Source organism: Rhizobium sp. S96 (assembly GCF_030382195.1).
Lineage (GTDB): Bacteria > Pseudomonadota > Alphaproteobacteria > Rhizobiales > Rhizobiaceae > Rhizobium.
This window is the reverse complement of record NZ_JAUDRY010000010.1, coordinates 24,970-47,489: the sequence shown is the minus strand read 5'-3', so window position 1 is coordinate 47,489 and position 22,520 is coordinate 24,970. Positions and strand designations below refer to the sequence as shown.

General features: G+C 60.3%; 17 protein-coding genes. 8 read left to right on the top strand and 9 right to left on the bottom strand.

Annotated features, from left to right (window positions below):
- Window positions 1-134 precede the first annotated feature (134 nt).
- The 8 genes from QTL94_RS12480 to QTL94_RS12445 all read left to right on the top strand — a co-directional run bounded on the left by QTL94_RS12480 (window position 135) and on the right by QTL94_RS12445 (window position 7,978).
- Window positions 135-1,427, top strand: coding sequence for a polyhydroxyalkanoate depolymerase (locus QTL94_RS12480; protein WP_289801799.1), 1,293 nt, complete (start codon window positions 135-137; stop codon window positions 1,425-1,427).
- Window positions 1,428-1,558: 131 nt separating this feature from the next.
- Complete coding sequence (locus QTL94_RS12475) at window positions 1,559-1,993, top strand: DUF2852 domain-containing protein (protein ID WP_289801798.1); 435 nt, start codon at window positions 1,559-1,561, stop codon at window positions 1,991-1,993.
- A gap of 88 nt (window positions 1,994-2,081) precedes the next feature.
- Window positions 2,082-2,843, top strand: coding sequence for a M48 family metallopeptidase (locus QTL94_RS12470; RefSeq protein WP_289801797.1), 762 nt, complete (start codon window positions 2,082-2,084; stop codon window positions 2,841-2,843).
- 75 nt (window positions 2,844-2,918) lie between these two features.
- Window positions 2,919-3,587 carry a phosphoribosylanthranilate isomerase gene (locus tag QTL94_RS12465; RefSeq protein ID WP_289801796.1) on the top strand — a complete coding sequence of 223 codons (669 nt, stop codon included), beginning with the start codon at window positions 2,919-2,921 and terminating at the stop codon, window positions 3,585-3,587.
- A 2-nt stretch (window positions 3,588-3,589) separates the two neighbouring features.
- A complete protein-coding gene (gene trpB / locus QTL94_RS12460) occupies window positions 3,590-4,810 on the top strand; it encodes a tryptophan synthase subunit beta (RefSeq protein WP_289801795.1) in 1,221 nt (406 codons plus the stop codon).
- 3 nt (window positions 4,811-4,813) lie between these two features.
- The gene (gene trpA, locus QTL94_RS12455) at window positions 4,814-5,653 is read left to right on the top strand and encodes a tryptophan synthase subunit alpha (RefSeq protein WP_289801794.1); all 840 of its coding nucleotides are present in this window, start codon (window positions 4,814-4,816) and stop codon (window positions 5,651-5,653) included.
- 39 nt (window positions 5,654-5,692) lie between these two features.
- Window positions 5,693-6,598 (top strand): acetyl-CoA carboxylase, carboxyltransferase subunit beta, encoded by a 906-nt coding sequence (accD, locus tag QTL94_RS12450; protein ID WP_065690620.1) that lies wholly within the window; start codon window positions 5,693-5,695, stop codon window positions 6,596-6,598.
- 27 nt (window positions 6,599-6,625) lie between these two features.
- Window positions 6,626-7,978, top strand: coding sequence for a bifunctional folylpolyglutamate synthase/dihydrofolate synthase (locus QTL94_RS12445; RefSeq protein WP_289801793.1), 1,353 nt, complete (start codon window positions 6,626-6,628; stop codon window positions 7,976-7,978).
- A 47-nt stretch (window positions 7,979-8,025) separates the two neighbouring features.
- Here the strand turns inward: QTL94_RS12445 and trxA are convergent, their stop codons facing one another.
- The 9 genes from trxA to QTL94_RS12400 all read right to left on the bottom strand — a co-directional run bounded on the left by trxA (window position 8,026) and on the right by QTL94_RS12400 (window position 22,467).
- Window positions 8,026-8,346 carry a thioredoxin gene (trxA, locus tag QTL94_RS12440; RefSeq protein ID WP_018901140.1) on the bottom strand — a complete coding sequence of 107 codons (321 nt, stop codon included), beginning with the start codon at window positions 8,344-8,346 and terminating at the stop codon, window positions 8,026-8,028.
- 73 nt (window positions 8,347-8,419) lie between these two features.
- Window positions 8,420-11,971: a double-strand break repair helicase AddA gene (gene addA, locus QTL94_RS12435; RefSeq protein ID WP_289801792.1), complete on the bottom strand. Its 3,552-nt coding sequence runs from the start codon at window positions 11,969-11,971 to the stop codon at window positions 8,420-8,422.
- Window positions 11,964-15,158, bottom strand: coding sequence for a double-strand break repair protein AddB (gene addB, locus QTL94_RS12430; protein WP_289801790.1), 3,195 nt, complete (start codon window positions 15,156-15,158; stop codon window positions 11,964-11,966). The genes addA and addB overlap by 8 nt, the downstream gene beginning before the upstream one ends.
- A 3-nt stretch (window positions 15,159-15,161) precedes the next feature.
- Window positions 15,162-15,893, bottom strand: coding sequence for a nucleotidyltransferase family protein (locus QTL94_RS12425; protein WP_289801788.1), 732 nt, complete (start codon window positions 15,891-15,893; stop codon window positions 15,162-15,164).
- A 12-nt stretch (window positions 15,894-15,905) separates the two neighbouring features.
- On the bottom strand, window positions 15,906-17,423 hold the full coding sequence (tsaE, locus tag QTL94_RS12420; protein WP_289801786.1) for a tRNA (adenosine(37)-N6)-threonylcarbamoyltransferase complex ATPase subunit type 1 TsaE: 1,518 nt from the start codon (window positions 17,421-17,423) through the stop codon (window positions 15,906-15,908).
- The gene (locus QTL94_RS12415) at window positions 17,420-20,002 is read right to left on the bottom strand and encodes a sensor histidine kinase (protein ID WP_289801784.1); all 2,583 of its coding nucleotides are present in this window, start codon (window positions 20,000-20,002) and stop codon (window positions 17,420-17,422) included. The genes tsaE and QTL94_RS12415 overlap by 4 nt, the downstream gene beginning before the upstream one ends.
- A 203-nt stretch (window positions 20,003-20,205) precedes the next feature.
- A complete protein-coding gene (gene ahcY, locus QTL94_RS12410) occupies window positions 20,206-21,606 on the bottom strand; it encodes an adenosylhomocysteinase (protein WP_065690627.1) in 1,401 nt (466 codons plus the stop codon).
- A 165-nt stretch (window positions 21,607-21,771) separates the two neighbouring features.
- Window positions 21,772-22,050, bottom strand: coding sequence for an HPr family phosphocarrier protein (locus tag QTL94_RS12405; RefSeq protein WP_065690628.1), 279 nt, complete (start codon window positions 22,048-22,050; stop codon window positions 21,772-21,774).
- Between the two features lie 15 nt (window positions 22,051-22,065).
- A complete protein-coding gene (locus tag QTL94_RS12400; RefSeq protein ID WP_037064533.1) occupies window positions 22,066-22,467 on the bottom strand; it encodes a PTS sugar transporter subunit IIA in 402 nt (133 codons plus the stop codon).
- Window positions 22,468-22,520: the final 53 nt, after the last annotated feature.

Genomic DNA, 22,520 nt, shown 5'->3' with positions numbered 1-22,520 from the left:
TTGCGGTGCGGATGGCAATGTTGCTGCGCAACAAAAACCTGTTAATCTGCGTTGAGGTGCCAGCATGTCGTTGGAAAGACTTCGATGCCCTTCAATCGGCATCATCTTCCAGATCAGAGAAAGGTGGCGCACTCATGTTTTATCAGCTTTACGAATTGAACCATGCCGCAATGGCACCTTATCGGGCGTTCGCCGATGTCATGCGTCTAGCCTATGCCAATCCACTTAATCCTCTGGCGCAGACCCCCTGGGGCCGCACGATGGCCGCCAGTTTCGAAATGTTCGAGCGCACGACGCGCCGTTACGGAAAGCCGCCCTTCGCGTTGAAGGAGACGGTGATCGGCGAGCGCAAGGTTGCCGTGCGCGAAGAGATCGTCTGGTCACGTGCTTTCTGCAACCTACTGCATTTCGCACGCGACGTTCAGAATGGGCATCCGACCGACCCCCGCATTCTCGTCGTTGCTCCGATGTCCGGCCACTATGCCACGTTGTTGCGCGGCACCGTCGAGGCGCTGCTGCCGAACGCCGATATCTATATCACTGACTGGATCGACGCCCGCATGGTGCCGATGACAGAAGGCAACTTCGATTTTGACGATTATGTCGATTATGTCATTGAAATGTTGCACTTTCTTGGCCCCGATACGCATGTCATCGCCGTCTGTCAGCCTTCCGTGCCCGTTCTCGCTGCAGCCGCGGTGATGGAACAAGCCGGCGATCCGCTGTCGCCGGCATCAATGACCTTGATGGGTGGCCCGATCGATACGCGGATCAATCCGACGGCGGTCAATCAGCTCGCCAAGGACAAGCCGCTGGAGTGGTTTTCCGAGAATGTCATCATGAACGTTCCCTGGCCACAACCTGGCTTTATGCGTCCTGTTTACCCGGGCTTTCTGCAGCTTTCCGGCTTCATGTCGATGAACCTTGATCGCCACCTGATCGCACACAAGGAATTCTTCATGCATCTGGTGAAGAACGATGGAGAGCCCGCGGAGAAGCACCGGGACTTCTACGACGAGTATCTTGCCGTGATGGATTTGACGGCGGAGTTCTATCTCCAGACGGTCGATCAGGTGTTCATCAAGCATTCGCTGCCGAAGGGCGAACTGGTCCATCGCGGCCAACGCGTCGATCCCGCCGCCATCCGCAACGTGGCCCTGCTGACCGTCGAAGGCGAAAACGACGACATCTCAGGTGTCGGCCAGACCCAGGCCGCCCAGACGATCTGCGTGAACATTCCCGACAATATGCGCATGCATTACCTGCAGCCTGATGTCGGGCACTATGGCGTGTTCAACGGCTCACGGTTCCGCCGCGAAATTGCGCCGCGTATCGTCAATTTCGTTCGTACCCACGCGCGATCTGGAAAATCGTCGGTCAAGCGCGTTATCAAGGGCGGAAAGTCCATCGGATTTAGCGCGTTCTGAATTAGTGATTGCGTTTCAATGGCTTGTCCGATTTGAGTGGTGGGCCGTCTTGAAGCTGTTCTGCGGGGTTACCACATCGATTTCCAGCGTTCGGCATTTTGCCGGGCGCGGAATTGCGAGGATACCGCACGATGAACCAGTCAGCATTGCTTCGACCGGATTGGACTCCGGCTACCATTGCCCTGATGATCCTCGGCTTCGTGGTTTTCTGGCCTCTGGGTCTCGCCATGCTCGCCTACATCATCTTCGGGGAGCGTCTTCGCGGCTTCAAGCGCGAAGCAAACAACGCCGCCGATGGATTCTTCGCCGGCTGCCGACGTTCTCATGGTCGCTACCGCCACCACTTCACGACCGGTAACGTTGCCTTCGACGATTGGCGCAAGGCCGAGCTTGATCGGCTTGAGGAAGAGCGCCGCAAGCTTGACGAAATGCGCGAGGAATTCGATTCCTACGTTCGTGAGCTGCGCCGTGCCAAAGATCAGGACGAGTTCGATCGCTTCATGCGCGATCGCAAGAATACCAGGCGCGACGGCGACGGTCCGGTTGCCGAATACCAGGCACCGTAACATAACTCAGCACCGAAACTTTGAACCGGCATCCTTGATGCCGGCTTTTCTTTGCCCGGAAACGCTGCGAATCATATAGAAAATGCCTATGTTCCCGCTTCTATCCAAGCCACGCCGTAGTGTTCGGGGACCGCCTCAGCCCGAGACGCGAACGCTTGACGTGGCCGGACGCCTGATGCCGCTGACCATCAAGCAGCACGAACGGGCGACCCGCATCACCTTGCGGATCGAGCCGGGTGGAAAGGCGTTGAAGATGACCGTACCGCGCGGTTTGGCCGCGCGCGAGGTCAACGCCTTTCTCGACCGGCACCAGGGTTGGCTGCTGACCAAGCTCGCCAAGTTTTCTCCCGACACAGGTTTGCGCGATGGCGGGGATATTTCCCTGCGCGGTGTATCCCATCGCATCCAGCACACCGGTAGCCTCCGCGGCGTGACCGAGGCGGTCGTCGTGGACGGCAAGCCCATTCTCAGGGTCAGCGGCATGCCGGAGCATCTTGGCCGTCGCATTTCGACCTTCCTCAAAAAGGAGGCGCGGGCCGATCTCGAAAGGCTGGCGAGATTTCATGCCCAATCCATCGGTGCGACGATCGCCTCGATTTCCATGAAGGACACGCGCAGTCGCTGGGGGTCGTGCTCCTTCGAGGGCAACCTCAGTTTCTCCTGGCGTATCGTCATGGCGCCGCCCTCTGTCATCGATTATCTCGCCGCCCACGAGGTTGCACATCTCAAGGAAATGAACCACGGCCCTCACTTCTGGGCGCTGTGCAAAAAGCTATGTCCGCACATGGATGAATCTAAGTCCTGGCTCAAGCGGCACGGCAGCCAACTCCACGCGATCGATTTCGACTGAAACGTAAGCGTTCAAAATACGGGCTCCGTCGCAAATTGGCTCGACTCCCAGCGTTTTTCGTGTCACTTCGCTGCCATGAAACCGGATATTAAAATCTGCGGCCTGAAGACGGCTGAGGCGATTGATCGGGCGCTGACGCGCGGCGCGAGCCATATCGGATTCATCTTCTTCGAGAAAAGCCCGCGATATGTCGAACCAGATGTCGCCGGCAAGCTGGCCGATCCGATCCGGGGACGGGCGAAGATCGTCGCGGTCGTCGTCAATCCGACGAACGACGATCTGGATGAAATCGTCGCGCTTGTGAAGCCCGATATCCTCCAGCTGCATGGCGAGGAAAGCCCCGAGCGTGTTCTGACCATCAAGGCGGTTTACGGGCTGCCAGTGATGAAGGCGTTTTCCGTGCGAACCGCGGATGATCTCAAGCGCGTGGAAGCGTATATTGGCATCGCCGATCGGTTTCTGTTTGACGCGAAGCCCCCGAAGGGCTCTGAATTGCCTGGCGGCAACGGTGTTTCCTTCGATTGGAGCCTGCTCACTTGGCTTGACGGCAATGTGGATTACATGCTTTCCGGTGGCTTGAACAAAGGCAACATCGCTGAGGCGCTTGCCATCACCAAGGCGCCCGGGATTGACGTGTCCTCGGGCGTCGAAAGCGCCCCTGGTGTAAAGAACGTCGCGATGATCGATGAGTTTTTCGATGCGGTCGAGCGGGCCTGCCAGCCTGAAACGGCCTCAGGGAGTTGAAATTGAACGAGACGCCAAAACCGAATTCCTTCCGTTCCGGCCCCGATGAAGATGGCCGTTTCGGCATCTACGGCGGGCGCTTCGTCGCCGAAACGCTGATGCCGCTGATCCTGGATCTCCAGGCCGAATGGGATAAGGCGAAGAACGATCCGGAATTCCAAGCGGAGTTGAAGCATCTCGGCGCGCATTATATTGGCCGTCCGAGCCCGCTCTATTTCGCTGAACGCCTGACGGCGGAACTCGGCGGCGCCAAGATCTACTTCAAGCGCGAAGAGCTGAACCACACCGGTTCGCACAAGATCAACAACTGCATCGGCCAGATCCTGCTTGCCAAGCGCATGGGCAAGACCCGCATCATCGCCGAAACAGGTGCCGGTCAGCACGGCGTCGCCTCCGCAACGGTTGCCGCCCGTTTCGGCTTGCCCTGCGTCGTTTACATGGGCGCAACCGACGTCGAACGTCAGGCCCCGAACGTTTTCCGCATGAAGCTTCTCGGCGCAGAAGTGAAGCCGGTAACGGCTGGCCACGGCACGCTCAAGGATGCGATGAATGAGGCATTGCGCGATTGGGTCACCAACGTCGATGATACCTACTACCTGATCGGTACCGCTGCCGGCCCGCATCCCTATCCTGAGATGGTCCGCGACTTCCAGGCCGTGATCGGCACGGAAGCCAAGGAGCAGATGCTGGAGGCCGAAGGCCGCCTGCCGGATCTGGTCATTGCCGCCGTCGGCGGTGGTTCGAACGCGATCGGCATCTTCCATCCCTTCCTCGACGACGCGAGCGTCAAGATCGTTGGCGTCGAGGCCGGCGGCAAGGGCCTGCAGGGCGACGAGCACTGCGCATCGATCACCGCTGGTTCGCCTGGCGTTCTCCACGGCAACCGTACCTATCTGCTGCAGGACAGCGATGGCCAGATCAAGGAAGGCCACTCGATTTCGGCCGGCCTCGATTATCCCGGCATCGGCCCAGAACATTCCTACCTGAACGATATCGGTCGCGTCGAATACGTCCCGATCATGGACCATGAGGCGCTCGAAGCTTTCCAGACGCTGACGCGCCTCGAGGGCATCATCCCGGCACTGGAGCCGTCGCATGCACTGGCCGAAGTCATCAAGCGCGCACCGAAGATGGGCAAGGATGAAATCATCCTGATGAACCTCTCCGGCCGCGGCGACAAGGACATCTTCACTGTCGGCAAGATTCTGGGAATGGGTGCATAAGTCATGACCGCACGTATGGACAAACGATTTGCCGATCTGAAGGCTGAAGGCCGTCCGGCTCTGGTCACCTATTTCATGGGCGGTGATCCCGACTACGAAACATCGCTCGGTATCATGAAGGCGCTGCCCGAGGCCGGCTCCGACGTGATTGAGCTCGGCATGCCCTTCTCCGATCCGATGGCCGATGGCCCGGCGATCCAGATTGCCGGCCAACGTGCGCTGAAGGCAGGGCAGACGCTGAAGAAGACGCTGCAGCTTGCAGCCGACTTCCGCAAGACCAACGATGCGACGCCGATCGTGCTGATGGGTTACTACAACCCGATCTACATCTATGGCGTCGAGAAGTTTCTCGACGATGCATTGGCAGCCGGCATCGACGGCCTGATCGTTGTCGATCTTCCGCCCGAGATGGATGACGAGCTCTGCATTCCCGCCATCCGCAAGGGCATCAACTTCATCCGTCTGGCGACGCCGACGACGGACGAAAAGCGTCTTCCGACCGTTCTGAAGAACACGTCGGGCTTCGTCTATTACGTCTCGATGAATGGCATTACCGGCTCCGCGCTGCCGGATCCGTCGCTGGTTTCCGGTGCCGTCGCGCGTATCAAACAGCATACAAACCTGCCCGTCTGCGTCGGCTTCGGCGTCAAGACGGCCGATCATGCGAAGGTCATCGGCGGTTCCGCTGATGGCGTCGTCGTCGGCACGGCAATCGTCAATCAGGTGGCGCTCAGCCTGACCAAGGACGGTAAGGCGACTGCCGATACCGTTCAGGCTGTCGCCACGCTCGTTCGCGGGCTGTCATCGGGAACACGTTCGGCGCGCCTTGTTGCTGCCGAATAGTTTTCCCACATTGGCAATAGTCAATTAGGAGTTTTCGACTTGAACTGGATCACCAACTACGTTCGCCCCCGCATCAATTCCATGCTGGGCCGTCGCGAAGTGCCGGAGAACCTCTGGATCAAGTGCCCGGAAACGGGCGAAATGGTCTTCCACAAGGACCTGGAAAGCAACAAGTGGGTCATTCCGGCTTCCGGCTATCACATGAAGATGCCGGCAAAGGCGCGCCTTGCCGATCTTTTCGATGACGGCGCCTACGAAGCGCTGCCGCAGCCGAAAGTGGCGCAGGACCCGCTGAAGTTTCGTGACTCGAAGAAGTACACCGACCGTCTGCGCGATAGCCGCGTCAAGACCGACCAGGAGGACACGATTGTTGCCGGCGTCGGCAAGGTTCAGGGTCTGAAGCTCGTTGCGGTCGTGCACGAATTCAACTTCATGGGCGGCTCGCTTGGCATCGCCGCTGGCGAGGCCATCGTCAAGGCATTCGAGCGTGCGATTGCCGAGAAGTGCCCGCTGGTGATGTTCCCGGCGTCGGGCGGCGCCCGCATGCAGGAAGGCATACTGTCGCTGATGCAGCTGCCGCGCACGACTGTTGCCGTCGATATGCTCAAGGAAGCCGGCCAGCCCTATATCGTGGTGCTGACCAATCCCACGACGGGCGGCGTCACCGCGTCTTACGCGATGCTGGGCGACCTGCATCTTGCCGAGCCGGGCGCTGAAATCTGCTTCGCCGGCAAGCGCGTCATCGAGCAGACGATCCGCGAAAAGCTGCCGGAAGGCTTCCAGACGTCGGAATACCTTCTGGAACATGGCATGGTCGACATGGTCGTCAAGCGTCACGACATTCCCGACACGCTGGCGCGCGTCCTGAAGATCCTGACCAAGAAGCCGGCAGCAAATCTCTCCAAGGAAAGCAGCGGATCGCTTGCGATCGCCGCAAGCGCCTGATCGTCACAATCACAGGCGGGTTGAGCAATGATACCCAGAGGTCAAACCGCAGTGAGCGAAGCAGCGCAGGAGATCGACAAGCTCATGGGATTACATCCCAAGGGCTTCGATCTGTCGCTCGATCGCATTACGCGTCTTCTCGCGGTTCTCGGCGATCCGCAGAAGAAGCTTCCGCCGGTCATCCACGTTGCCGGCACCAATGGCAAGGGGTCGGTCACGGCCTTCTGCCGTGCGCTGCTCGAGGCCGGCGGCTACAGCGCCCACGTCCACACCTCGCCGCATCTGGTCAATTGGCATGAACGCTACCGCATCGGCGTGAAGGGTGGCCGCGGCCAGCTGGTTGACGACGCTGTGTTCGCCGACGCCTTGCGCCGCGTTGCCGCCGCCAACGACGGACAAAAGGTCACTGTCTTTGAGATCTTGACGGCCGTTACCTTCCTTCTCTTCTCGGAACAGCCGGCCGATGCCGCGATCATCGAAGTCGGCCTCGGCGGTCGTTTCGACGCCACAAACGTCATCTCCGATCCCGCTGTTTCCGTCATCATGCCGATCTCGCTCGATCATCAGCCCTATCTTGGCGATCGCGTTGAACTGATCGCTGCGGAAAAGGCAGGCATCATGAAGCGCGGATGCCCTGTTGTCATCGGCAAGCAAGAATATGACGCCGCCCTCGATGTCCTGATGTCGACGGCAGAAAGGCTGAATTGCCCGACCGCGGCGTTCGGCCAGGACTACATGGCCCATGAGGAATACGGTCGGCTCGTCTACCAGGACGAATTCGGTTTGGCGGATTTGCCGCTACCGCGACTTCCCGGTCGCCACCAATACGCCAATGCCGCGGCCGCGATCCGCGCCGTAAAGGCGGCGGGCTTCGCCGTCACAGAAGCGATGATGGAAAAGGCGATGAGCGCGGTCGAATGGCCGGGTCGACTGCAGCGGCTGAGCGACGGCAATCTGATGGCCAGCGCGCCGCCACGGGCGGAAATCTGGGTCGATGGCGGGCACAATCCCGGTGCCGGAGAAGTCATCGCGGAAGCCATGGCCAATTTCGAGGAGAAGCAGCCGCGGCCGCTCTTCCTGATTATCGGAATGATCAACACCAAGGATCCGGTCGGCTATTTCAACGCCTTCAAGGGACTGGCCGAGAAGGTCTATTGCGTGCCGATCCGCGGCAGCGACGCGATGATCGATCCCGTCATTCTCGCGAATGCCGCGTATGATGCTGGGCTCATTGCCGAGCCGATGTCGACGGTCAGCGACGCGCTCGAAGCAATCCGCGAGAGCGCCGTCGAACAGGAGCACCCGCCACGAATTCTGATCGGCGGATCGCTTTATCTTGTCGGCGATGTCCTTGCCGACAACGGCACCCCTCCAAAATGAAAAAAGCCCGGTCGAAACCGGGCTTTTTTCATTGATGTCGTGACGAATTAAGCGGCGCTCGAAATCCAGCTCGAAAGAGCGGTCTTCGGGGCAGCGCCAACCTTGATGTCAGCAACTTCGCCGGCCTTGAACATGGCGAGCGTCGGAATCGAGCGAACTCCGAACTGAGCGGCAAGCTCCGGATTCTCGTCGATGTTGAGCTTGGCGACCTTCACCTTACCCTGGAACTCGACGGCGAGTTCTTCGAGGCTCGGAGCGATCATCTTGCACGGGCCGCACCATTCAGCCCAGAAATCGACGACGACGGGTTCTGCGGATTCCAGAACTTCAGCCTGGAAGTTGTTGATATCGACTTTCACGGTAGCCATAGGCTGCTCCTTTAAGGATTTCCTGTTGAAGCACATGTGAGGGTGCGCGGACGGGATTTCAATGTCCGGTATTTCACTTTGTCTTGAGCTGTGCAAGCGCCAATGCCAGCGCGTCCGGCGTCAGCGTGTGGACGGAGCCGTTCTCGGTGTAGACGAGCACGCAATCGATGCGCTTGCCGAGATAGAGCGGCGCGAGGATACTGCGATAGATCGCCAGCTGGGCCCGATGCGCGAAGGGAATCGCATCGGCCGTTGGCGGCGGAACACGATTGGTCTTGTAGTCGAGGATGATCACTCGATCCTCGAGCACGGCCAGCCGGTCCACACGACCGGAAACGGCGTAGTCGCGGTCGTCCAGCGACAGTGTGCCCATGATCGAGACTTCCGCCTGCGCATGCGCTGCAAACACGGGTCCTAGGTCCGGCTCATCCAATAGTTTCAGAACCGAATCGATCAGCTGCCGGCGTTCGGCCTCGGGCCAGAAGCGTGCTGCGCGTTCGGTATAGCGTGTTGCCGCGTCCTCTCGTTCGTGCGCAGCGATCTCCGGCAGCATCTGCAACATGCGGTGAAGCAGGCGGCCCTTCTGCAGCGCGCGGTCGGATTTCGGCTTCTCGCTGAAGAGCGGCGAGGTCACCAGCAGGTCGTCGGCCTCTTCATCGATGATCGTTCCGGCTCCGGAAGGGCTCAGTGGACGCGGCAACTGCCTCTGCGGCGGCAGCGGGCGGCTGAGATCGATCGGTAATGCGTCGCGCTTCGCAACATGGTCGACCTGATCGGCGCGCTCGAAGCTTCGTTCCACCCGTGGCACGCGCCATTTGATCCCCTGCCAGTCGCCGTCCGGCCCAGTGAATGTTGCCGCGGCGACATGGGGATGGTCGCTCGCCATGGCGGCCGAGATCATGGCATGCCAGGTGTCGGTATTGGCGCGAACGCCACGGTAGCCGCACACGACCAGCCTGTCGGCCGCTCGTGTCATTGCCACATAAAGCAAGCGGCGATATTCCTCTTCCGCCAATACCTGAATGCGCGTGGCATCGGCCTGCGTCAACGAATTGCCGAGATCGCCGAGCGGCACCCAGACGGGTATCGGCGGGGCATCACCACGCTGCTTGAGCAGGCGAAGTTTCGGCATATGGCTGGGGGTAAAGGCCTTCGAACCGCCGTCGACCAGGAAGACGATCGGCGCTTCGAGGCCCTTGGAGGCGTGCACCGTCATGATCCGTACTTCGTTGCGGCCTTTGTCCTGCTCGCGCTTTACCTCTGGCGCTTCCAACTCGAGTGTCGAGATGAAGGATTGCAGCCCCGGCAAGCCAGATGTCTCGTGATCGAGCGTGAAGGTCAGGAACTCGTCGAGAATATCGCTGACCTCGGTGCCGAGCCGGCCAAGAAACTGGCGCCGCCCCCCATGGCTGCCCAGCACACGGGCGTAGAAATCGTGGACTGAGAGGCTTTTCGATTCGGCGAGAAACAGCTTCAGGCGGGCAACGGCAGCACCGAGGCGTTCATTGCCGTCGGTAGCGAAGGTTTCCATATGGCGCCACACGCTCTCGCCATCGCCGCGAAGGGCAGCAACGGCAAAGATGTCATCTTCCGTCAGATCCAGCAGCGGACTTTTCATCAGCGCGGCGAGCGAGAGGTCGTCTTCGGGCAAGAGCAGGAAGCGGCCGAGCGCCATAAGATCCTGGATAGCGATGTGGCTGGTTAGGCGGAGACGGTCGGCACCCGCCACCGGAATATTGTCCCGGCGCTTCAGTGCCCGCGTTAGAGCGTTGACGAAGGAGTCGCGCTTGCGCACGAGGACGAGGATATCCCCGGCCTCGATGACACGCTCCTTGCCTTTCTCGACGATCGTTTCCTTGCCGACTAGGCCATCGATCACATGCGCCATGCGCCGGGCAAGGATCGCCGCGGGCGCGCTCTCCGGGGTCGAATCGAACGGTGCCGTCCAATCCTCCTCCTTGATCGAGACCTCGGGAGCAATCATCTCCCATAGATCGACGGCACCGGGATGGCCGATGCGGTTGGAGCGATGGATGACCGGTTCGCCGGCCGCACTCAGGCCGCGCGCATTGTCGGCCGGTCCGAAGATATGGTCGACAGCAGCCAAGACGTCGGAGGTCGAACGAAACGACAAGGGCAGCCGGACCGATGAAAAGGCGAGGCCGCTTTGAGAAACACGATGCCGGGTGCGCTGGCTCTCTTCGGAGAAGCGTTCGGGGCGCGCACCCTGGAATGAATAGATGGATTGCTTTTCGTCGCCCACCGCAAACAGGGTACGAACGACATTGCGCGCGCTATCGCCGGAGAAGAAGTCTTCCGCGAGCGACTGGATGACGCTCCACTGGATGGGGCTGGTATCCTGAGCCTCGTCGACAAGGATATGGTCGATACCCTGGTCGAGCTTGTAGTGAATCCACGGACCGACATCGCTCTTGGTCAGCAGGTCGGCGGTCCGGGTGATCAAGTCTTCGAAATCGAGCTGGCTTCGTTGCTTCTTAAGGTCTTCGTAGTCTCGGTTCAGCCGCTCCGCGAGCACCAGGGCAGCATGCGTGGCGGTGTACATTCGCGCGATTTTCAACCGGTCGCGGCAGGCAGCCACATGCGCGCGAGCGGTCGCCACGGCATCGGCGAGTTCCGGCGCTTCACTGAGCATCGCCTTCACGACGAATTGTGAATCCGACTTAGGATCGCCCTTGGCCGTCAGGAAAATCTTGTCCAGTAACTGAATGCGCCGCGCGGCATTCAACTCTCGTGCCACGGCCTTGAGGCTCGCCGCGACATCTTGCGCCTTGGTACCGCCCTTCTGCTCCGCAAGCGCCAGATAGCGCTCAAGCGTACCGCCGGAAAGGCCGGGCAGCGGCCAGTACTCTTCAGCGATGCCGGCCTCGGTGTCGTCGCCGGCAAGGCCCAGCTGCGTCCGGAGCACGTGGTCGAGGCCACGATTGTGTGCGGCTGCGAGCGTGAAGCTCCGGATAGCGTTACGATTGGCAACGATCTCTTCCAGCAGCCGTTCAAGTCCCGATTCATCGCCGAGGTTGAGCACATAGGAAAATGCCTCCGCCAGTGCCGGGTCCTCTTCCGGCGTTGTTGCGGTTAGCAGCGATCGGCGAGCATCGGAAAGTAGGGTTGCGGCCGCCCGATCGTCAAGCACGGAGAAGTGGCCGGCGACGTTTGCTTCCAGTGGAAACTGATGCAGCAACGCTTCGCAAAACGCGTGAATCGTCTGGATCTTCAGACCGCCAGGCGTTTCCAGCGCCTTGGCAAACAGGCGCCGCGCTTCAGCGAGCTTGATTAGGTCAGGCGCCTTGCCCTCGATCTGCGCGATACGGTGGCTGAGATCATCGTCCGAAAGCACGGCCCATTCCGCAAGTCGGTCGAAGACACGGTTGGACATCTCGGAGGCTGCGGCCTTCGTGTAGGTGAGACAAAGAATTGCCGAAGGGCGCGCGCCTGCAAGCAGCAGGCGGATGACGCGCTGCGTCAGCACATGTGTCTTGCCGGAGCCTGCGTTGGCCGAAACCCAGGCAGAACGTTGTGGATCCGAAGCGATCGATTGCTGGATCGTCGTCCAGCTCGTCCAGGCGACTGGATCGTCGCCTTCTGGCAGCAAAGGTTCATCATTCATCGCCGCTAACCTCGTCGCTTTCCGCCGTCGACCATTCGGAGACACGTGCAAGGTGATCGTAGTCGCCGCCGAATTCGAATTGCTGGGCGGGAATGAGCCGCGAGGTAAAGCCTTTCTCGCCGGATTGCAGCAGCGAAACGAACTTTATCAGTTGATCGATCGAATCGGCAGCGAGATCGATAGCCGATTTCGGCTTGTCGCTCCTCGTGGAGAATTCGTTGTTGACGGTGTCGACCTGGAACCGGCTTCCGGGTCGCAGTCGCACATAAAGAAGATCCTGCGGCACGAGGCTCCCGGCGTCGCGGAAGGCGCCCGCTTTCATCGCTGCCGCCTCAAGCGCCAGCTGCGGATCAAGGAGAGCCCGTGCCTGCGCAGGCGAGGGATTGAAGCCGGTCTTGTAGTCGATGATGTCGGCTGCGTTTGGTCCGGTCACATCGATGCGATCGGCAACGCCGCTGAGCCGAATGTCGATTGGTTCGAGCTCGATCCCGCCGCGCACTTCCGTCAGTGTTTTCCTAATGCCGGGCCGTCTTTCGGCTTCCCACACCAGGAAAGAACGGGCGACTTCCCGGAAACGTGGCCGCCAGACGGCATCGATGTGAGGCGGCAGCTGCTCCATGTCGAACAGTTCGGTGAGAATACACTCCATCGCTGCGATCGCGTCCGGCGTCCCGGCGATATTGCCCTCGCGAATGAAACGGTCGATGATCTTGTGGTAGAGCGTTCCGCGTTCCGCTGCACCTGGATCGCGGTTGAACGGATCCACGGGATCAAGGCGGAGCACGCGCCGCGCATAAATTGAATAGGGATCGCGCCGCAGCCGGCCAACTTCACTGAACGAGTAGGACTTCGGCTGCATCTCGCGCGGCGGGGTGGGACTCGGACGCTGGGCTGGTGCCTGGCGATCTCCTTGATCGAGGAGATTGGCCCAGTGCACGAAGTTTTCGCCGCGCGCTTTAATCTCCGCCTCGAACCCCTTGCCACCGAAGGCCAGGAGCCGTTGCAGCCAGCGGGACGCAACCGTCGGCGTTGAGCCCTGACGCAGCGCGCGTGAATAGACGAGATGGCGCGTCCCATTGGCCATTTCGAAGTCGTGCGCCAGCTGGCCGATCCTGCGTTCGGGCGGCTCCAGGCCGATCTCCGTCTTCATCGATCGGGAGATGAACGGATTATTGGCGGTCTGGCCCGGCCACGAGCCTTCGTTCAGGCCGCCGAGGATCAGGGTATCGACGCTTTGCAGACGTGCTTCCAGCGTTCCGAAAATGAAGAGCCGCGGATGGCTGAGCGCGCGCGGCTTCACCGCTTGGCCAGCCGTCAGTGCGGCCATGATGTCGATCCATTGCGGCCCGTCGGCCTCGATCTGACCTTCGGTCTCGATGACTTCGCCAAGCAACTTTGCCAACGTGTCGCCGGCTTCGCCCGACCAAAGGCCGGAGAGATCGCCCCGTTCGTCGCGGGCAATGGCCTCGATGGCCCGGCCCGTTCGCTGTGCCCACTCGGAAGGCGGAAAGCTCGTCGTCAGGCCGCGATCGCCAGGCCCGCGACGGACCAATGCGGCCGCAAGCGGCTCCACTGCGCTGGCGATGCGACGGGCAAGGTCGCGAGCCTTTTCATGGGCATCAAGGGGCAGGGCCTTGCGCCAGTTCGGTGCATGTCGGTCCAGCGACTGTTCCGACAGCTGATGATCGAGCAACGGTTCGAGCGCGCTGACGTCGACTTCGGCCACGCCGCCGCGCAATGCCAGGAGCTCGAGAGCGGCCACGGCTTCGCCAAGTGTTTCGCGATCCAGGCCAAAGCGTGCCAAAGGATGCTTGAGCAAGCCGACGATCGCAACCGGATCGCCGGGCCGCAACGTTGCCTCAAGAAGCAACTGCAACAACGCTCCCTGAGGCGTGGCTGAAAGCGGTGTGCCTGCGGAATCATCGGCAAGAATGCCGAAACGTGACAAGTCTGCCATCACGCGCCGGGCGAGATTGCGGTCCGGAGTGATCAAAGCCGCCCGGCTTTCGCCGTTCATCCCCGGCTGCTCCAGCGCCAGACGAAGCGCGATGGCGATGGCAGTTGCCTCCTCGCGTTCATTTCCCGCCTCGATCAGGGATACGTCGCCAAAGGCATCGGACAGCGCGCCTTGCGGCAGGGTTTCCTTCCAGGCACCCCAATCACTTGTCGCTTCAGCGGGCGAAAGGGCGTGGGACAGGATCTCCGCGCGCTGCTTGAGCACGGCGGGGGCTTCTGCGACCGTGGCAACGTCTTCGCGCGTCAGCTGAAGGCGCTTCAGAAGCAGGGAGAGACCATATTGCGAATGGCTTCGGCTTGCTGCGTCCGTGGGCTGGCCCGCGATCCTCTCGGGCGCGACCATGCGCCAATGCTCTTCGGGCATTCCGACATCAAGTCCAGGCAGGACAATGACGCCTTCCGGACGGTTTGCCACTGCTGCGATAAGGTCGGCGGTCGCGGGCACTGAGCCGGTGGAGCCGGCAATGATAATCGGCCCTGTCGGCTGCATGGTTGCAATCCGGTTTGCCTCGGCACGCAGAATGGCGTTGCGATGGCGCGCCGGCGAAGACCGGCCAAGCTCATTCAACCGTTCCGGCCAGAATGCGCTGGCAATCTGCAGGAACTCCGCCGTCAGCTGCCACCAAAGCGCATGATCCCTAGCGGTCAGTCGGCCAAGCTCGCTCCAATCGCGGTCTTCGGTTTCGATTGAATCGATCAGCTCGGCAAGATTGCGCGCCAACCAGATGGCGTCCGCGGGACTTGCCGGTGCGATAAGGGGCGAATCGGAATGAATGCTGCGCACGATCTCCGGAAGCTTGTTGCGCCAGGCAAGGATCAGCCGAGCCAGTTCCAGCAGACGCGCCGTATTGGAGAGTGGCTGTGCAAGGTCAAGCGTTGCCGGCAGGGCCTCGTCGAAATAGCCGTTGTCGTCATCGGTTTCGCCAAGCGGTCGGATCACGGGCAGGATCGCTGCCCGGCCCCCGAGCAGATCGACGAACTCCGACCGTAGCACACGCGCCGCACGCCGCGTTGGCAGATAGATCGTAACCTTGGACAACGACAGCGGATCGGCAGGGTCGTGCGTAAAGGATGGAGTGAGTTGTCCAGCACAAAGCGACTGAGCAAGGGTATTGAGAAACGGCAATCCCGCCGGAATTGTCAGTACCCTGGGCCGATGGCGCTCACTCATGCGTCACGCAAACGTCCGGTAACGTCGGATCGTTTCCTCTGCGTCCCCGATTGCCTCAGGCGTGCCCACGGTCAGCCAGTGGCCTTCAAGCATCATCCCGCAGAGGCGGCCGCGCGCGATCGCCTTGTCGAAGTAGATGTTGAGATTGAAGGCATCGTCCGGCGCATCGTCCAGAAAAGAGGTGTTCATGGCGATAGCGCCAGCATAGACCACCGGCTGCGGACCTTGTTCGCGATAGCGGCTGAGCTTGCCGTCATTGGCGAGGTTGAAATCGTTCTTGCCGTTATGGCCCGTCGTGTCCTCGAGCTTGACGCACAGCATGGCCATATCCATCTGATTGTCATCGTAGAATCCGGCTAAGCGTCGAAGGTTGCTCGGCCGGTCGCTCGGTTCGCCGATCCAGAAGAGATCTGCGTTCGTCACGAATACATCGCCGCGATCAAGGAGTTTCAGGCCTTTTGCCAGGCCGCCGCCGTTATTCATCAGTCTCTCGCGCTCGTCGGAGATAACGATTTCCAGGCGCTTGTAGGACCTGAGATGCTCGAGCATCTGTTCTGCGTGATGGTGGACGTTGACCACCGCCCTTTCGACGCCCGCCTCCGCCAGCGCGTCGAGCGAATAGTCGATCATCGGCTTGCCGTCGATCTTGACCAGCGGCTTGGGTATAGTGTCGGTGATCGGGCGCATGCGGGTGCCGAGGCCGGCAGCCAGCACCATGGCTTGTTTAATCGTCATTTCATTCGGAACTTATGATTCGGCTGTCGCTATTCCAGCCCTTACGCACCAGTCGCGCAAGGGGGCAAGCGTATCGTGCTGCAGGGCAACCCCAAGATATGCAAGCGTGCGCGGCATATGCTTCATGTAACCCGGCTTGCCATCCCGCTGCATCAGCCGGACCCAGAGGCCGGCAAGCTTGCAATTGCGCTGTGCCGACATGATCGCCCAGCTCTTCAAAAGCGCGGCTTCGTCGAAATTCGGCTGGCGGCGGCGCAGCGACAGGTAGTGCTCCATCAGGCGATGGAACAGGTCAGGCTCGATCGTCACCCGCGCGTCCTGCACGATCGATGCGAGATCGTAAGAGGTGGGGCCGATCATCGCGTCCTGGAAGTCGATCAGGCCGACCTTCTGGATACCAGCCTTGTTCTCGCGCCAGATGATGTTCGGTGAGTGGAAATCGCGCAGCAGAAGGTTCTTCTCTGCCGTTCCAAGCTGGTCGATCAGCGTGTCCCAGATGGTGAGATATTCGTTCCGCTCGTCCTCGCTTGCCAGCGCGCCGTCACGCTTCCACGGCAGATGCCAGTCAAGAACGAGGCGAACCTCCATCTTCATGGCAGTTCGGTCAAAATCCGGAATGTGGTGGACATGCGTATCGGTGACGGGAATATCCTGCGGGATCGGTTGCGAATGTAACTGCGCGAGGCAGGCGACGCTTTCCAGATATCGCTCAGCGATCGGCTTTCCATCATCGTCAAGAACGCTATCGCTGCCGAGATCTTCCAGCAGCAGAATTCCTTGCTCATAGTCGACGCTATAGATCTCAGGCGTGGCGAACCCCTCCTGGCGGAGGACATTGGCGATCGCAACGAAGGGATAGGCGTTCTCGGCGATATGAGCTACCTTTGCGTAGGGCTTTCCGTCCAGAACAGGCGGCCCTTCCGGCAGCGGCGGCCAGTCCATGAGGATCCGGCGAACACCGTCATTAGGGTAGATCGCTTCGTAGGCTCGAAGCGAGGCATCTCCAGTGAGAAACCGGCGTTTCGCCTGCGGAAATCCGGCACCGTCGAGGAAATCGCGAACGGCGAAAACCCGCCGAATCCGGCTGGCTTGCTTTTCAGGTGCCAGGATGGCGACCCGTCGCCCGGCTCCCTCATGGGTGAGCCTGAGAACAATGCGGCCATCTGGCAGTTCGCTTTCGGCCATCTCCGGCCACTCGACCAGACAAATGCCCCCCTGCAACGCCTCGTCGAACCCAAGCTCTGTCAGCTCCGCGGGATCACCGAGGCGGTAAAGGTCGAAATGAGAAACGGGTATCCGCAGATCGTACGACTGCACCAGCGTAAAGGTCGGGCTCGGCACCTCCAACTCCGCGTCATCCGCAAGAGCGCGCAGAAAGGCACGGGCCAGCGACGATTTGCCGGCGCCGAGGTCGCCCGAAAGCGCAAGGCAATCGCCCGCCCTGAGGGCCAGCGCCAGATCCTCGCCTAGACGCACCGTTGCAGATTCGTCTTCGAGAAAAAGGGAGATTTCAGCTGCCGTCGTTGTCATTCCGCAGCGACGTACGACGGCAGATTGGCCGAAGGAATGCGGCAGATCACCGTCGTTCCCTTACCCGACTGGCTATCGATGGCGACCTTGCCGTTGTGCAGGTTCACGAAGCTATCGACAATCGACAGGCCAAGCCCAGCACCACCGCGTTTTCCGCTCTTGGCGCCGGTTGCGAACCGCTCGAAGACGTTTGAGATCATATCCTGCGAAATGCCAGGCCCGCGATCGCTCACGGAGAAGACGAAATCAGTTCCATCGCGACGGCATTCGAGAGAAATGGCCGCGCCCTCGGGCGAGAAATTGGCGGCGTTGGACAGCAGCTTGACCAGGATCTGCTTCAAGCGCTGCGGGTCTGCAATGATGGTTCCAAGATGCGCCGGTGCCGTGATTTCCAGCGTTACACCGCTGTCCTGCAGTCGGTCGGCAATCTGGATCGCAACATCGTCCAGCAGATCGCCGAGATCGATTTCCGCATAGTTTAGCCGCATGATGCCGGCATCGACCGTTGCGAGATCGAGAATATCGTTCACCAGCGTCAGCAGAACCGACGAAGAGGTAGAGATATGGTCGATATATTCAGCCTGCCGCTCGTTGAGATCGCCGACGCCCGGCGTGCGCAGCAAGTCGGTGAAGCCGATGATGTTGGTGAGCGGTGAGCGCAGTTCGTAGGAGACGTGCTGGACGAAATCGTTCTTCAGCTCGTCGGCCTTGCGCAGCGCGTCGTTCTTTTCGGTCAGAGCCCGCTCGGCACGGACGCTGTCCGTCATGTTGACGAAGGTCAGCATCGTCTGCGCGTTCGGCAGCGGAATGACGGCGTAGTCGAGAACGAGACCGGAAAACAGCTCAAGCGTGCCCTGGCTTGAGCGGCGCTCATCGTCGATGCTGGTGATGAGTTCGGCAAAGCTCTTCCAGCCGTCGGGCCGGTCGTAGGATGGCGCGCAGGCCTCGCCAAGCGCGCGAATGTGCGTTCCCGGCTTCGCTTCGGCCTCGGTGATCCCCCACAATGCGCGGAAAGCGGGGTTCGACAAGCGAATGCGACCGTCGGCGCCGAATACGGCAACGCCTTCGGAAAGGTGGTCGATGGTTTCGCCCTGGACCTTCAGCAGCGTGTTGTAGCGTGTCTCGAGATCGACCTGTTCCGTCAGGTTCTCGAACACCCAGGTCGCGCCGCCCTGGGGATGCGCGGTTGCAAAGACGCGTAGCGTTTGCCCGTTGGGCAGGTGCCAGAGGTCTGACTGAGTATCGAGCGCGCGATAGACTGCCAGCGCGCTTTCCTTCCAGGTTTTCCAGTTCAACTGATCCGGCAGCTTCTTGGCTGCCCGCAGACGCTCCAACAGCTCAGCGTTGTCGGGTCGGCTCTCGAGGAAGGCAATGTCGAGTTCCCAGAGCGATACAAACGCCTGGTTATAGAACTGCAGGCGTCGGTCACCATCGAAGATCGCAACCGGCGTCGCGAGATGGTCGAGCGTTTCGGCGTGGCTCTTCAGCGTCCGTTCCAATTCGGCGCGCACCGCTTCAATGCCGGAGACATCGACGGCGATGCCGGCGGAACCGCTCGGAACCTTGACGTCGACAACATCAAAGAAGGTCCGGTTGCCATTGACGACTGTCGAGATCTTGTCGTGGAAGGGGGATTCCGGCGTCGCGCTGGCGCGAATACGCTCGCGGGCGATCGTCGTGAGGAACTCGCGGCCTTCGCTGACCGCCTGCTCGGGTGAGGCAGAATCGACAGCGTCACCATAGGCCTGGTTCACCCATGTCAGTCGACCGTCGGTGTCGCGCTGCCAAGCCGGCAGGTCGATTGAATCGAGAAGGCCCTCAAATGCTGAAATCGAGGCCATCAACCGGTCGCGCTCGATTTTTAGCTCGGCAAGTTCGGCGCGCAGATTGTTCAGTGCCACGAAGCGAACGAAGGCCCGGCCACCGGAAACGCGTCCCTGCGCTTCCAGGATCTCGTCGCGATGGGTTTCGACGACCATGTCGAAGCTCTGCGCCGATTGCCGCAAACGGTCGATCGCACGTTCGAGTTCGGACGCCGAGCGTGGCTTCAGCCAAAGGCCAAAGGCGAGGAATTCGTTGTCCTGCGGCGCGCCGGTTTCGGCGGGAAGCTGGCCAAGCAATTCGGGACGCTTGTCGCCGTCCCAGATGACGATGCGCCGGTTATTGTCGGCGATCAGTGCCTGGTACTGGGAGATTTGCTGTTGCGCGTCCGAAAGGGCTGTGCGGATCTCGCGGCTTTCGCTCTCAAGATTGCCACGCTGGCGAACGACCCACAGTGTGGAAAGCAAGGCTGCGGAAATCACGCCGATCACGACGGACAGGCCAACCACCTGTGTGGAGGTGAAAAGATGCGCGGACGCAGTCGCTTCGACTTCCGCCTGTGCGAGGACGGGTCGGGCAACCGATGCAATGGCTGTACCCGCAGCAAATATCCTTGCTACGCGGGCCAATATCCCTAGCTTTCGCGCCGAAGCCTTGGAGGCGCCGACGACTGTCCGTTCACCTGCGGAGATCGGGCAGGGGGAAGCATGTATGCCATCCTCTGCCTGGTCGACCAGGCTATGCATCATTTCCGACATGCGCGGTATGTCTCCGTCTTTCAATGTGCCGCATCACGACAAGACATCCCATTTTCGAAGCAAACGGACACGTCCGTGGCCACGAATCGAGTTCTAAAACAATACTTCGGAAGGGAATCGGCGGGAAGGTGCACGGCAAAAAATAAGGGTCCGGCATTTGTCAATGTCGGACCCTCTAGATGTTGTGGATATTGAATTATTGGTTAATATCTGTAGTGGTCCGACTTGAACGGGCCCTTCGGCGTCACGCCGATATAGGCTGCCTGCTCTTCGGAAAGCTGCGTCAGCTTCACGCCGAGCTTTTCGAGATGCAGGCGAGCGACCTTTTCGTCGAGGTGCTTCGGCAGGATGTACACCTGGTTCTGGTACTGGCCGGGCTTGGTGAAGAGCTCGATCTGCGCCAGCGTCTGGTTGGTGAACGAGGCCGACATGACGAAGGACGGATGACCCGTCGCATTGCCGAGGTTGAGCAGACGGCCTTCGGAGAGAAGGATGATGCGGTTGCCCTTCGGGAACTCGATCAGGTCAACCTGCGGCTTGATGTTGGTCCACTTCAGGTTACGCAGCGCAGCAACTTCGATCTCGTTGTCGAAGTGGCCGATGTTGCCGACGATCGCCATATCCTTCATCTGACGCATATGGTCGATGCGGATGACGTCCTTGTTGCCAGTCGTGGTGATGAAGATGTCAGCGGTCGATACGACGTCTTCGAGCGTGACAACTTCGAAACCATCCATAGCGGCCTGCAGCGCGCAGATCGGGTCAACTTCGGTGACCTTCACACGAGCGCCGGCGCCTAGAAGCGAAGCAGCCGAACCCTTGCCGACGTCACCGTAACCGCAGACGACGGCAACCTTGCCGGCCATCATCACGTCGGTACCGCGGCGGATGCCGTCGACCAGCGATTCCTTGCAGCCGTACTTGTTGTCGAACTTCGACTTGGTGACGGAGTCGTTGACGTTGATAGCGGGGAAGGGCAGCAGGCCCTTCTGGCTGAGCTGGTACAGGCGGTTGACGCCGGTCGTGGTTTCTTCGGTGACGCCCTTGATCGCGTCGCGCTGCTTGGTGAACCAGCCCGGCGAAGCGGCAAGGCGCTTCTTGATCTGTGCGAAGAGGATTTCTTCTTCTTCAGAATGCGGGTTCGACAGAACGTCCTCGCCGGCTTCCGCACGGGCGCCAAGCAGGATGTACATCGTGGCGTCGCCGCCATCGTCGAGGATCATGTTGGAGAGGCCACCATCGGTCCACTGGAAGATCTTGTCGGTGTAGATCCAGTAGTCTTCGAGAGACTCGCCCTTGATCGCAAAGACCGGAACGCCAGACGCTGCGATAGCAGCCGCCGCATGATCCTGCGTCGAGAAGATATTGCACGATGCCCAGCGGACTTCGGCGCCGAGTGCGACCAGCGTCTCGATCAGAACAGCGGTCTGGATCGTCATGTGCAGCGAGCCGGTGATGCGCGCGCCCTTCAGCGGCTTGCTTTCGCCGAATTCGGCGCGGCAGGACATCAGGCCCGGCATCTCGGTTTCGGCGATGGTGATCTCCTTGCGACCGAAGTCTGCAAGGCCGATATCGGCGACGACATAGTCTTTTTCAGTGCTCATTGGGATTCTCCGGGCTGAAAAGCGTCTCAAAAAGGCGAAGGCGCGAAATGGTCACGCCGCGATATGTCCGCGCGGAACGCGGCTATGGTCGCCGTTTAGCAGGCTTCTATGACGAAGGCAATAATGACATAAAGAAGTCTTTATATGTTTATATGAGCAGGTCGCTCACATCTCTTCGCCGAACTTGTTCTGGATCAGTTCGTCGAGCGCCTCGAGCGCCTGTGCAGCCTGATTGCCGCTCGCCGAGACGACGACGCTGGAGCCGGGGCTGGCTGCGAGCATCATCAAACCCATGATCGAAGTACCGCCCACAGTCATCCCGTCCTTTGAAACGGTGATTGCAGCGTCGAAGGTCTCGACCGTCTGCACAAACTTGGCCGAAGCACGGGCGTGCAGACCACGTTTGTTGATGATGAGAATTTCGCGGGAGAGCGGGGAGGTCATGGGGCGCAGAGCTCGTTATTTGCCGCTGAGAACGCGGCTGGCAACATTGATGTATTTGCGGCCGGCCTCGGATGCTTCGACGAGCGCCTTTTCCATGTTGTTTTCGCCACGCACGCCCGCAAGTTTGATCAGCATTGGCAAATTCATGCCGGCAATGACTTCGGTGTGGCCGCTGCTCATCACCGATATCGCCAGGTTTGACGGTGTTCCGCCGAACATATCCGTCAGAATAACGACGCCGTGACCATCGTCGGCACTCGCCACTGCTTCGAGAATATCCTGCCGCCTCTGATCCATGTCGTCTTCGGGGCCGATGCAGACCGTTTCGATGAATTTCTGAGGACCGACGACGTGTTCGACCGCATGACGAAACTCTTCAGCCAGCTTGCCATGAGTGACAAGCACAAGTCCGATCATGATATTACTGCTCCTAGTGGCGTATGCAAACGGTGGGCCCAATATCGCAATGC

What these genes read in the sequence shown, in the direction of transcription:
- QTL94_RS12480 (WP_289801799.1), top strand. Translation starts at nt 135, where the DNA reads ATGTTTTATCAGCTTTACGAATTGAACCATGCCGCAATGGCACCTTAT.
- QTL94_RS12475 (WP_289801798.1), top strand. Translation starts at nt 1,559, where the DNA reads ATGAACCAGTCAGCATTGCTTCGACCGGATTGGACTCCGGCTACCATT.
- QTL94_RS12470 (WP_289801797.1), top strand. Translation starts at nt 2,082, where the DNA reads ATGTTCCCGCTTCTATCCAAGCCACGCCGTAGTGTTCGGGGACCGCCT.
- QTL94_RS12465 (WP_289801796.1), top strand. Translation starts at nt 2,919, where the DNA reads ATGAAACCGGATATTAAAATCTGCGGCCTGAAGACGGCTGAGGCGATT.
- trpA (WP_289801794.1), top strand. Translation starts at nt 4,814, where the DNA reads ATGACCGCACGTATGGACAAACGATTTGCCGATCTGAAGGCTGAAGGC.
- QTL94_RS12445 (WP_289801793.1), top strand. Translation starts at nt 6,626, where the DNA reads ATGATACCCAGAGGTCAAACCGCAGTGAGCGAAGCAGCGCAGGAGATC.
- trxA (WP_018901140.1), bottom strand. Translation starts at nt 8,346, where the DNA reads ATGGCTACCGTGAAAGTCGATATCAACAACTTCCAGGCTGAAGTTCTG.
- addA (WP_289801792.1), bottom strand. Translation starts at nt 11,971, where the DNA reads ATGAATGATGAACCTTTGCTGCCAGAAGGCGACGATCCAGTCGCCTGG.
- addB (WP_289801790.1), bottom strand. Translation starts at nt 15,158, where the DNA reads ATGAGTGAGCGCCATCGGCCCAGGGTACTGACAATTCCGGCGGGATTG.
- QTL94_RS12425 (WP_289801788.1), bottom strand. Translation starts at nt 15,893, where the DNA reads ATGACGATTAAACAAGCCATGGTGCTGGCTGCCGGCCTCGGCACCCGC.
- tsaE (WP_289801786.1), bottom strand. Translation starts at nt 17,423, where the DNA reads ATGACAACGACGGCAGCTGAAATCTCCCTTTTTCTCGAAGACGAATCT.
- QTL94_RS12415 (WP_289801784.1), bottom strand. Translation starts at nt 20,002, where the DNA reads ATGTCGGAAATGATGCATAGCCTGGTCGACCAGGCAGAGGATGGCATA.
- ahcY (WP_065690627.1), bottom strand. Translation starts at nt 21,606, where the DNA reads ATGAGCACTGAAAAAGACTATGTCGTCGCCGATATCGGCCTTGCAGAC.
- QTL94_RS12405 (WP_065690628.1), bottom strand. Translation starts at nt 22,050, where the DNA reads ATGACCTCCCCGCTCTCCCGCGAAATTCTCATCATCAACAAACGTGGT.
- QTL94_RS12400 (WP_037064533.1), bottom strand. Translation starts at nt 22,467, where the DNA reads ATGATCGGACTTGTGCTTGTCACTCATGGCAAGCTGGCTGAAGAGTTT.